The 11,164-nt window shown below is 53.9% G+C and carries 10 protein-coding genes; 4 read left to right on the forward strand and 6 right to left on the reverse strand.

The features are described 5' to 3' along the window. The first annotated feature begins 5 nt into the window (after positions 1-5). Genes rfbB through ABF287_RS08170 form a run of 4 tightly spaced genes read left to right on the forward strand, consistent with a single transcriptional unit; the run spans position 6 to position 3,964 of the window. Positions 6-1,055 carry a dTDP-glucose 4,6-dehydratase gene (gene rfbB, locus ABF287_RS08155; RefSeq protein WP_347184514.1) on the forward strand — a complete coding sequence of 350 codons (1,050 nt, stop codon included), beginning with the start codon at positions 6-8 and terminating at the stop codon, positions 1,053-1,055. Next, positions 1,052-1,903: a dTDP-4-dehydrorhamnose reductase gene (gene rfbD, locus ABF287_RS08160; RefSeq protein WP_347184515.1), complete on the forward strand. Its 852-nt coding sequence runs from the start codon at positions 1,052-1,054 to the stop codon at positions 1,901-1,903. Before rfbB ends, rfbD begins: the two co-directional genes overlap by 4 nt. Beyond that, positions 1,900-2,778, forward strand: coding sequence for a glucose-1-phosphate thymidylyltransferase RfbA (gene rfbA, locus ABF287_RS08165; protein ID WP_347184516.1), 879 nt, complete (start codon positions 1,900-1,902; stop codon positions 2,776-2,778). The genes rfbD and rfbA overlap by 4 nt, the downstream gene beginning before the upstream one ends. A gap of 25 nt (positions 2,779-2,803) precedes the next feature. Continuing rightward, entirely contained in the window at positions 2,804-3,964 is a 1,161-nt protein-coding gene (locus tag ABF287_RS08170) for a glycosyltransferase family 4 protein (protein WP_347184517.1), read from the forward strand. A 10-nt stretch (positions 3,965-3,974) separates the two neighbouring features. Here ABF287_RS08170 and ABF287_RS08175 read toward each other — a convergent pair whose 3' ends face one another. From ABF287_RS08175 to ABF287_RS08200, 6 genes are all read right to left on the reverse strand, one after another. After that, positions 3,975-5,180 carry a hybrid nucleoside-diphosphate sugar epimerase/sugar transferase gene (locus tag ABF287_RS08175; RefSeq protein WP_347184518.1) on the reverse strand — a complete coding sequence of 402 codons (1,206 nt, stop codon included), beginning with the start codon at positions 5,178-5,180 and terminating at the stop codon, positions 3,975-3,977. Positions 5,181-5,302: 122 nt separating this feature from the next. Then, positions 5,303-6,004: a YjbF family lipoprotein gene (locus ABF287_RS08180; RefSeq protein ID WP_347184519.1), complete on the reverse strand. Its 702-nt coding sequence runs from the start codon at positions 6,002-6,004 to the stop codon at positions 5,303-5,305. Positions 6,005-6,006: 2 nt separating this feature from the next. Next, positions 6,007-8,127 (reverse strand): YjbH domain-containing protein, encoded by a 2,121-nt coding sequence (locus ABF287_RS08185; RefSeq protein ID WP_347184520.1) that lies wholly within the window; start codon positions 8,125-8,127, stop codon positions 6,007-6,009. A 331-nt stretch (positions 8,128-8,458) separates the two neighbouring features. Continuing rightward, positions 8,459-9,223, reverse strand: a complete 765-nt coding sequence (locus ABF287_RS08190) for a metallophosphoesterase (protein ID WP_347184521.1) — start codon at positions 9,221-9,223, stop codon at positions 8,459-8,461. A 50-nt stretch (positions 9,224-9,273) separates the two neighbouring features. Continuing rightward, entirely contained in the window at positions 9,274-10,485 is a 1,212-nt protein-coding gene (locus ABF287_RS08195) for a polysaccharide biosynthesis/export family protein (RefSeq protein ID WP_347184522.1), read from the reverse strand. Between the two features lie 98 nt (positions 10,486-10,583). Then, on the reverse strand, positions 10,584-11,164 hold a 581-nt coding region (locus tag ABF287_RS08200), incomplete at its 5' end, for a CpsD/CapB family tyrosine-protein kinase (RefSeq protein WP_347184523.1).

Genomic DNA, 11,164 nt, shown 5'->3' on the forward strand with positions numbered 1-11,164 from the left:
CTATAATGAAAATCCTTGTCACAGGCGGCGCAGGCTTTATTGGCTCAGCTGTTGTACGATTGGCCGTGTCGCGTGGGCATGAAGTCGTGAATGTGGATGCGTTGACCTATGCGGCCTGTCTGGACAATGTGGCCAGCGTCTCAGACAGCCCGCTCTATCATTTCGAACAAGTCGATATCAGAGACCGCGCGGCACTTGATGCCTGTTTCGGCACGCATAAGCCTGACGCAGTGATGCACTTGGCTGCTGAAAGCCATGTGGACCGCTCAATCGATGGTCCCAAAGATTTCATCGATACCAATATCACGGGCACCTTCAACATGCTGGAAGCTGCGCGCAAGTTTTGGTTGGAAACCGGCAAGCCTACTGGCTTTCGGTTTCATCATATTTCGACGGACGAAGTGTTTGGATCTTTGCCCAATGACCCGTCAGTGCAATTCACCGAAGACACCGCCTATGATCCACGGTCACCCTATTCGGCATCGAAGGCGGCCTCGGATCACTTGGTGCGCGCATGGCATGAGACCTATGGCTTGCCCGTCGTTTTGACAAATTGTTCCAACAACTACGGGCCTTTTCACTTTCCAGAGAAACTGGTGCCTGTGATCATTCTCAATGCGCTCGCTGGTAAGCCTTTGCCGATCTACGGTGACGGGTCCAACATTCGCGATTGGTTGTACGTGGAAGACCATGCCGATGCGCTTTTGCTTGCCGTTGAAAAAGGCGTTGTTGGTCGCAGCTACAACATTGGCGGTGAGAATGAGCGAACCAATCTTGAACTGGTGCAAACGCTCTGCGCTATTCTCGACAAAAAACGCCCGAAAGACAGTGGGTCTTATGCGGACCAAATCACCTATGTCACGGACCGCCCCGGCCATGATGCGCGTTATGCCATCGCCCCAGATCGGATTCGCGACGAGTTGGGCTGGCGTCCGTCTGTGACCGTTGAAGAAGGGCTTGCAACGACTGTTGAGTGGTATTTGAGCAATGAGCCGTGGTGGCGGGCGTTGCAGGATCGCCAAGGCGTTGGGACACGGCTTGGAGTCAAAGCATGATCCTTGTTTTTGGAAAAACCGGCCAAGTTGCGACAGAACTTCAAAGCCTAGTGCCAGATGCGCAGTTTGCCTGCCGCGCCGATGCTGACTTGACTGAGCCTGCGGCCTGTGCGGCTTTGATTGAAAAGATCAAGCCAAGCGCCGTCATCAATGCAGCGGCGTATACGGCGGTTGATAAAGCCGAAGACGACGAGGCCACAGCCGCGCTTGTGAACGGGGCAGCTCCTGCCGCGATGGCCAAAGCCTGCGCTTCACTTGATATACCCTTTGTCCATATTTCGACGGATTACGTCTTTGATGGATCGGGGAACACGCCCTTTGTAACGGATCATCCGACCGCACCTTTGGGGGCTTACGGGCGTACGAAACGAGACGGCGAAAACGGTGTGCGTGCCGCCGGAGGTCGATTTGCCATTCTGCGGACCTCTTGGGTTTTCTCCGCCCATGGCAACAACTTTCTCAAAACCATGCTGCGCTTGGGCACGGAGCGTGAGGTTCTGACGATCGTTGCGGATCAAGTTGGCGGACCAACACCTGCGCGGACCATTGCTGCGGCCTGCCTTAAAATTGCATCGCAGCTGGAAAGTGCTCCTGCAAAATCTGGTACATATCATTTTTCCGGTGCACCAGATGTCAGCTGGGCGGATTTTGCGCGTGACATTTTCAAACAGGCCGGCCTCACATGTGAGGTCACTGATATTCCCACAATCGCCTATCCAACCCCCGCAAAGCGCCCCGCCAACAGTCGTGTCGACTGTAGCAGCACCCGAGAAACATTTGGCATCGAACGCCCTGATTGGCGTAGAGATGTTCTAACGATTGTTAACGAATTGAAAGACGTATCATGAAACAGCGCAAAGGCATCATTCTGGCTGGTGGATCTGGCACGCGGCTCTATCCTATTACTATTGGTGTGTCGAAACAGCTGTTACCGATCTATGACAAGCCGATGATCTACTACCCGCTGACCGTGTTGATGCTTGCCGATATTCGCGAGATCCTGATCATCACGACCCCGCAGGACCAAGAACAATTTCAACGCACTCTGGGCGACGGTAGCCAGTGGGGCGTTTCGCTCACCTACATGACGCAAGCCAGCCCTGATGGACTGGCGCAGGCCTTTATTTTGGGTGAAGACTTTCTGGATGGGGCGCCGTCCGCAATGGTGCTTGGTGATAATATATTTTTCGGACATGGGTTGCCTGACTTGCTGCAAGAAGCAAATCAAACACCTGACGGAGCCACCGTCTTTGGTTATCGCGTGGCAGATCCAGAGCGCTATGGCGTGGTGGACTTTGACGACAATGATATTGCGCAAGCGATCGTCGAAAAGCCGATTGTACCACCCTCAAACTATGCAGTTACGGGGCTCTATTTCCTTGATAGCACAGCGCCCGCGCGCGCAAAGCACGTACAGCCTTCGGACCGCGGCGAGTTGGAAATCACGTCTTTGTTGGAAAGCTATCTTGCCGATGGCAAGTTATCGGTGAAAAAAATGGGACGCGGTTTTGCTTGGTTGGACACTGGCACTCACGGGTCATTGTTGGATGCGGGAAACTTCGTACGCACCCTAACCGAACGCCAAGGCCAGCAAGTTGGATCACCCGACGAAGTTGCCTTCGAAATGAACTGGATCACCAAAGAGCAACTTGAAGCTCGGGCCAAACAGTTTGGCAAAAACAACTATGGGTCATACCTTAAAAAACTGTCCGCTGACACATAGAGGTAGCAAAATATGAGCCAAACTCATGTCTAACCGCGCAAACAATCATCCTTTGTCTGTGATGTTCATCTTGTCAGATGTCCCGTTTTTCCTATCGCATCGTTTGGCGCTTGCGTTGGCTGCGCAGAAAGAGGGCTATGATGTCGTGATCGCGGCGCCGAGACAGTCAGATGTTGATCTACTGGCCCCGTATGGATTTGAAGTGCTGCCGATCGACCTATATCGTCGCAGCACCAGCCCCTTGCTTGAGCTACGGTGTCTGTTAAGCATTTTCAGTACCCTGAAAAAACGCCGCCCTGATATCGTTCATTTGATCACTGCAAAGCCGATTTTCTATGGTGGAATATCAGCACGCCTCTTGCGCATTCCGGCGCTGGCCGCGTTGACGGGCATGGGCTACGCCTTCACCCATAAAACGTTCAAAACGCGCATCTTACGGACGCTGTTGTCAGGGCTCTACAGGTCGGCTCTTAACACGCCATTGGCGCATGTCTTGTTCCAAAACCGCGACGACCTGAAAATCGCAACAGACAATGGGTTTGTCCGCCGTGCCACGACAAGTCTTGTTGGCGGCAGCGGTACGGATCTTTCGAAAATCACCCCGAAGCCTTTACCTGAGGGACCCGTCGTGGTGCTGATGCCATGCCGAATGCTGCGCGACAAAGGCGTCGTTGAATTCGTAGAAGCGGCGCGAGACATCAAGGCCTCTGGCAGCAATGCTATCTTTCGGCTGTTGGGCGACCCTGACGCCAACAACCCCACAAGCCTGACACCAGAAGAACTGCAAGGCTGGGTCTCTGAGGGCGTGGTGGAATGGCTTCCTTTTACAGCAGATGTAGACAGCGCCTTTGCGCAATGTCACATCGTGGCTCTGCCGTCATATCGCGAGGGATTTCCCAAAACGCTTATCGACTCCGCGGCCGCAGGGCGTGCAGCAGTTGCAACCAATGTGCCGGGATGTCGTGATGCAATCGTTGAAGGTGTAACGGGCCAGCTGTGTGAGGTGCGATCATCAACAAGTTTGGCGACGGTTTTGCGCGAGATGATATCAAATGCAGAGCAAGTGGCACAAATGGGCAAAGCCGCGCGCGCGCATGCAGAGCAACATTTCGACATCCGTATGGTCGAAAAAGCCCATTTGGACATCTATGCAAATTTGGCCCAACGTCGCACTGCGAACCCCTGAACCAATATATTCAGTCGCTTGAGACCTTGTCACCTTGGCCAGAGCCTGTTGCTGTCGCCAGCGTAATCTTAAGGTCCAGTGGCATGCTTTGCAGTGCAACATACAGCGCGTCTTCTCGGGACAGACGCTCAGGCTCGCTCATGTCGATGTTTTGGATCTGCGCCAGACCGCTGATACCGGGCTTGACATCAAAGACCCCCAGCGCGCGCCGTTTTTCGACCAATTCGACTTGTGATGGCAAACAGGGGCGCGGACCGATGAGGCTCAACTCGTTGCGTAGAATGTTGACGATTTGCGGCAATTCATCAAGTTTGGTTTTACGCAAAAAATGCCCGATACGGGTGATGGAGGCGGCTGTGACCTCATGGGTTCCAGCTTGCACTGTGCCCTGCTGCATGGTTCGAAATTTGTAGCAGTGAAAGATCTTTCCGTCTTTCCCTACGCGCTCTTGCACAAACAAACCGGGGCCGTGGCTATCCATCCGGATAACGACCCAAACAATGGCAAGCAGCCATCCCAAGACGACGGCCACAAACAACACAAAAGACAAATCCACTGCTCTTTTGGCCCAAGTGTAGACACTGTTTTCTTGCGCAGGTTCGTATAAATAGTGAGGCGCAGAGCATTTGCCATTTGTAATGTCAGCGATACGGTCTGCCACCCGATCAACATGCACAGTGGGGCGAAGCGCGCCAAGGAAAGTCATTGCCAAACTTTGCAGCGGTGCCGCAAGCCGGTTCAGAATGGAAAGCTTGCCATTGAACTGCCGCCCATAAACAGCAGCCATATGCACAACGGACACGTCAATGCCGTGCTCAACTGCCAACTGCACCTCAGCCTCGGCTTTGGAGCGGGCGTAGTCGCTTGTTGGGCCGCCCAGCGACAGCGTATGAAAACTGGACGTGTAAATGAATTTGCCTACGCCCGCGGCCTTGGCGGCGTGCAAGACTGAGAGTGTCTGATCCACGTTGATGGCACGGAAGTCGGCAAGCTCACCCGCCGAGTCGTTGTTCTTAACCGCCAAATGCAAAACGCAATCCGCGCCTTGTAGATGGGTGTCCAAGTCATCGTAGCTCGCACAGGTCAAATCGGGATATGCGTTTATTAGGACCTCAGCGCGCGCGCTTACGAGAACGAGTTCAAAACCGCGATCGCGCAGCAAGGGGATAAGTTCACCAGCCAAAAAACCTGATGCACCTGTGATAACCAGTTTCACTTAATGTTACTCACTCTACTCATTTTTATCACCCACTAGCTCACGCGCATCCTTCTGCCAAGAGCTGAGTGACCCAAAACTAGACCAGCATCCTGCTTGCTCGTTTTGGGTGCATATCAGATCTAAAACCGCAGGCGGCTGAAGACGATTTTGCCGATGGAACCGCCCCATTGGACGGACTGCACCATGCGGCCTTCGTCGTCGATCCAATAGGTGTTGGTGAACCCAGGCGCGTCGTTTGATGTACAGGTTTCCGTCATCACGCGCGCGGTCGTTGAAATGTCACCTAGTGAGATTTGGTCGGTCCCGCCTTCGGCGATACTACAGTTCACCGTGTAGCGGGTGGTTTGGTCCAAGCCGTTTAGGAACCGATAGGTCTTTTGCACCTGCCCTGCGCTGCGTTCTGTGATCAGCTGTGCGGCGCCTCCGTCTTCGACGGACATCACGTCACCACCAAAACCCCGCGTTGCTGTCAGCAAGCCTGAAGCCAACGTCATCGTCTTTTTGCCTGAGGTAACCCAAGTGACGTTGTTGCCGTTTTGGCCGTAGATCGACGAGATGGCAAAGGCACCAGTGTTTTCCAGCAGAACGAATTGCAGCGGCGCATCTGGAACTTCGCGCATAATAGTCTCAATCATCGCGACCGGATCAGGGGCGGCAGGCGGCTCTGTCTTTTGGCCGAGCACGCGATTCTTGGCCAACACGGCCAGTTCTTTAACGGTATCCGTGCCACGGCGGGCTTGACCGTCGTTGCCACAAGCGCTCAAAGCCAAAAGGCTAACGACGAGAACTGCGATGGATTTTGATGGCACTATACGAGACATGTTCATCTCCAGAACCGACCCCAACTGGACTCGATATCTGAACCCTGCATGCCCCGAATGCGTTTGTACAAACGACCGTCCACATTCAATTTCGCGCCGCCATCGCGGGTCAGAGATTGAATAACAAAATCATTTTCCTCAGTCGTCGGCGTGCCTACAAACCAAGCGGAAGGTATGGTGATGCGAATGCCCTTGTCAAAAGACCCCTCGCCAAATTCATCAAACGGCACATCGGTGAGCGTGGCATAGGCGCCAACACGCCATCCGTTGTTGAATTCACGATCGACGGACAACGTGGCACCCCAATCGCCAGCCAAGTAGCGTCCGACATCTAGGCTGCCGTGAAAGCCGTTTTCAAAGGCATAGTACGCCGAGACATGGCCCGTCAGAACATCATAGTCTTGAAAGCCGAGTACTTCGACAAAATCGCGTTGCACGGCGTAGTTCAGCTCTGCCCCAATGGCGAAACGACTCTGGGGTTTTTTCCACAAAAGTTCGCCAGAAACGCCACCATACATGCTCTCCAAATAGCCAGCGGTGACGCGGCCAAACAGGTTCTCTGCTGGGCGGCTGTACCAGTTTGCTGTCAGGGTTTGAACTTGGAAGCGGCTGTCATAATCGACCGAACTTGTGCGCACGCGCGGCAGCGTTGTGGGATTGCCATCATCTTCCTCGGCGCTGATATTGCCGGACGCCCGCACAGTTGCGGAAGCATCCAACGACAGACCAGGAGCCACTTCGTAGTTGATCTTGCCGCGGATACCATAGTCCAATCGTACAGGGCTTTGGGGGTCAAACACCGACACGGCCACATAGGGCGCGATTGACCACAAGTTATTTGGAAAGGCGCCTTCAAAGGGCACAAGGGGATCGCCCGCAAGACCTTTGGGATCGGCAAAGTTGGTGGCCTGCAGAATTTGGCCCGCGGGCTCGAACTCATAGGCTTCCAGTTTCGAGCGCGGCAAAATGGTGGAATGGATGGGCGTTCCATCTAGCGTTTCGGTCAAAACAAATGTTTCAACAGATGGCGGAAAAGCCCGTGTCATGAGGCGCGCCAAGCGACCCAAAGCTTGGGAGCGCGCATTGTAGCGGTTGTTGCTGAACTGCACTTCGGCGCGGGTGGCGCTCAACGACATCGCCTCTAGGGTCAAGCCTTCCTTGGTCATGGCCGTGGCCAGCGCTTTGCGGATACCTTTAGGATCGCCAACTTCGGCCACCCATCCGCCAGACCAGCCAAGAGGATCGACAGAACGGCTGGGCCGTGGACGAATGGGCAGAGGGGCCGCTTCAAGGCCACCAAACACGCGCGGCGTTTTAGGGTTTAGACTGGCGGAAAACTTAAGTCCTGCTTCGCTGCCGTGCAGGAAAAACGCGGTGATCGAAGTGCTTTTGCCAAGTTTGTAATTCAACGACACGTTGAAAGGCGACTTGTGATCAAGCAAATCACGCTCGCCTTCATCGGAGTAAGCATCCGAAGAATACTCGACATTCAGATCCATCTTGTCACTGAATTGGTAGCTCACCCCAGCAAAAGGAGCGATATCTCCAGTAAACCAAGTTTTAAAATTGGGGACCCCTCCCCTTGAATCGGTTCTGCCGCCACGTTCTCCAAATGAGACTCCGAGTGGGTTGTAAGTCGCCAAGCGGCCCCAGCCCAACCCGCCGGACACACGCAATTTGTCGCCAATAGATTTGGTCGCCACGATGTATTCACCGCTGAGCAGTCCTGTGCCCATAAAGTCTTGCATTCCGATAGCGACAGCAGGACGGTTCTGCCCTTCTTCCACCAGCAAGTAACTCAGGTCAAAAGAGCGGTCCCATCTGGTGCCAACCGTCCCGTCCCAATTTTCAATACCGGAATAACGAAAGGTGCCCGACAAGCGTGGTGCGATTTGAAAAGTCAACGCGGTGCGTTTGAAGTTGCCATGCTTCGTATAGCTTAGAGCGATTTGACCATCAGGAGCCATTTCAGCCGAGGGCAGTTCAACAATTCCCGGGCGGCCCATAATATTAAGCTTGGTGGTCGTCAGGTCTTGGGCAACACTTGCAGATGCAAAACACAATGCGACGGCGCCAAGGCCTACCAATTTTTTTGAAATTTTTTCGAACACAGTCTCACCCATTCACGATTTCGCACATCATAGCAAAAAACCGCCAAAGGCCCATGGGTTTGTTACTGTTTGGGCAAAGTTCTGCGTGCAGACCTTGAATCAAATGTGCGCCGTGTCTTTTGAGCAGCATTTTGAGGCCGCGTATCAGCCCCGCTCGGGGGCAGCAGCAAACCTCCTGCGCAATTGACCCAAAACATCAGTTTAGACATGGTTATCGACCAAAGCGTTGAAACCATTATTAGAAACCATAGAGAACAAATATATGATCCGGTTGGTCCATTGGTCGGCGCACAAGGACACACTCTGATCTCTTTGATCCCGTCCAGATGAACACGCAATGATCTTAGGTGCTCAGAAACTGTACGTCGCCTGTCTGCACATAGGCCGCCGTCAACCGACCAGTAGCATAAGCCCCTGTGTCGATGGCAATGCGACCATCACGCGCCACAGGACTGTCCATGATCGTATGCCCATGCAGAACCCAAATCCCGTCTTGGCGCGGCTGGGTGTCAAAATCGCGGTGCCCCCAGCTCAAGGTCCGCGCGCCTTGCAACGCTATGGGCGTGTTGGGGTCTGCTCCGGCATGCACCACGGCGACATTGCCGTTTTGCGTCATCCTCGGAAGGTCACGCAACCAAGCCAACAGATCGGGGCCCATGGCCGATTTCAATGCTTCTGCGGCTGCGGCAATGGCCTCGCCTTTGCTCGACATGGACACACCGCCCACACCGAAGGATGCCAGCGTTTGCATGCCACCGTAGCGCAGCCAGCGTTCGCCTTTTTCAGACGGCTGATCCACAAACGCCAACATCATGTCTTCATGGTTGCCCGCAAGGCAGGTGATGCGAGGATCATCGCGCAACGCAAACAAGGCAAACAGAACTGCCGCACTGTCTTCGCCCCGATCCACATAATCGCCGACAAAAATAATGGGGGCCTCTGCATTCAGCGTTGTGACTTGATCCAGCAGTGCTTGCATTTGCGCCAAGCACCCATGGATATCCCCGATGGCAAAGAAACTGCTGTCTGGCGCGAGCGCCGCAGTGAAGGGCGCTAGCGCAGGCTTTGACTCACCAGACTTTCGAAATAGTCGCTTTAGCAAAGACATGCCAAACTCCCAACTTAAGTTAAAACCGGCGCGCAAAACCTCTCAGGGATTTAGTCCGCAATCCTTGCAACCGTTGAAACAATGAGAGATGGCAACAAAGGCTGCAAAGCGCGGTTCCAATTGGTCACCGGCTGAGGCGCAACAAACACAATGTCATTCGGACGCAACTGGAGCTTTGTCGCATTCAGCAAGGTCACAGGGTTCGATCCATCCAAATGGAACGCCGTGACCCGATCATTTTCATGCCCGCGCAACAGATAAATCTCAGCTGGGTTGCCAGTGTTGGAAATGGCGCCGCCTTGGGCAAACAGCGCATCGGCCAATGTGGCTTGGCGTCCAAAGGGCAGTGGGAAACGGCCTTGGGTTTTGACTTCACCGGTCAAGTAAACAAAATCGCGATCCACAGCATCCGCGGCCACAAGGTCCTTAAAATTACTGCGCTCCTCATTTAGAGCACTGCGTCGCGCGTCAACTTCGGTGAGTGCTTCACTCAATTGGAACCCGCTTTCAAGCACGATACTATCGCCCTGCAACAAGGTCACATCGGTGGTTTGCAACTTCTCAAACGGAACCTGATAAAGTTTGTCGTCGCGATATAGGCGTACGGCCACAAACTGGGTGTCCAGCGCGGTGGTTCCACCGGCCACCGTCACCGCCTCTTGCAATGTAAGCGGCGTCAATGTGATCGGCAAAGTTTGTGGCGACCGCACGGCCCCACCAACAGATACGCGCTTGGAATTGAACTCTGCCACCTCGATGCTGAAAGTCGGGTCAAGCTGCCTTGAGACAAGCGCTTGGAACACTTCCGCTTCGGCGGCTTGCAGATCAAGCCCTGCCAACTGCACGCGGCCCACATTTGGAATCGCAATCGCGCCATCGTCTTGTACGGTGTAGCCTTGGCGCTGGTTTTGCGCCGCCAACAGGCCAGACAATTCTTCAATGGAGGTTGCAGATTGCGGCGTGGCCAGCACAACCACATCCCCCACACCGATCTGGTATGGTTTTTGCTGAACAGCAGGGGGCAAACGTGTTGCAATCAGTGCCGCACTTTCACCGCGGCTGCCAGTGCCCGCGTTTTGGAAAAACACAGCCGGAAGGCTACGGGGTCTGTAAGACGATTGATTTGCAGAGGCAGCAACTTGCGGCGTCAAGGGCACGATAGAGACATTGGTCTCATCCAATTGGTTAGACACATTTGGAGCAATATAAATCTGCCCGCAGCCCGCCAACAGCAGACCTGTCACCAATACCAATGCCTTCATGACTTTTGTCTCCTCAGACGTGCACGTGTGACTTCAACTTTCACACACCAAGATGTGTGTTTCAACCGATTCTAACCACAACAAATTGCGTCCGGCGATCAATTGTTGTGATACCCACTGTAGGCATAGGCCTGATCGCCATATCCATAGCGTTTGAGCCCTTTTTGATCAACTTGCGCCAGCACCAGCCCAGCGATGGTCACATTGACCTGCGCAAGCTCTTTAAGGCCTTGGGTGACTTGGCGATGCGTCGTGCTATCCCAACGTACGGAATAGAGCGTGGTGTCGACCTGTTTTCCCACGATCCGCGCATCTGGCACGGCCAAGACAGGTGGCGTGTCGATCACGATGTAGTCGTATTCTTTGCGCACTTGCTTGATCAGATCGGCAAAGGCCTGTGACGAGAAAATATCTGCCGCATTGCTGGTTGGTTTCTCACTCATCAAAACGTCAGCCTTCAAGCTGGGCTCATGAACAACGGCGTCTTTCAAAGGCAACCTGCCTTCGAGCACCGCCATCAAGCCATCATCATTTTTGATTTTGAAATACTCTTGGAAAACGCGTTTGCGAACATCGCCTTCTATCAACAACACGGACTTGCCAAGACCTGCAAGGTTTTGAGCCAAGGCCAAAGACTGCGTGGTCTTGCCTTCACCCGGAATGGACGACGTCGACATGA

The sequence above is a fragment of the Pacificibacter sp. genome (assembly GCF_039769035.1).
Classification (GTDB): Bacteria; Pseudomonadota; Alphaproteobacteria; order Rhodobacterales; family Rhodobacteraceae; genus Celeribacter.

Coding starts and splice junctions, on each gene's coding strand:
- ABF287_RS08190 (WP_347184521.1), bottom strand. CDS start 9,223: ATGTCTTTGCTAAAGCGACTATTTCGAAAGTCTGGTGAGTCAAAGCCT.
- ABF287_RS08180 (WP_347184519.1), bottom strand. CDS start 6,004: ATGTCTCGTATAGTGCCATCAAAATCCATCGCAGTTCTCGTCGTTAGC.
- rfbA (WP_347184516.1), top strand. CDS start 1,900: ATGAAACAGCGCAAAGGCATCATTCTGGCTGGTGGATCTGGCACGCGG.
- rfbD (WP_347184515.1), top strand. CDS start 1,052: ATGATCCTTGTTTTTGGAAAAACCGGCCAAGTTGCGACAGAACTTCAA.
- ABF287_RS08195 (WP_347184522.1), bottom strand. CDS start 10,485: ATGAAGGCATTGGTATTGGTGACAGGTCTGCTGTTGGCGGGCTGCGGG.
- ABF287_RS08185 (WP_347184520.1), bottom strand. CDS start 8,127: ATGGGTGAGACTGTGTTCGAAAAAATTTCAAAAAAATTGGTAGGCCTT.
- rfbB (WP_347184514.1), top strand. CDS start 6: ATGAAAATCCTTGTCACAGGCGGCGCAGGCTTTATTGGCTCAGCTGTT.
- ABF287_RS08170 (WP_347184517.1), top strand. CDS start 2,804: ATGTCTAACCGCGCAAACAATCATCCTTTGTCTGTGATGTTCATCTTG.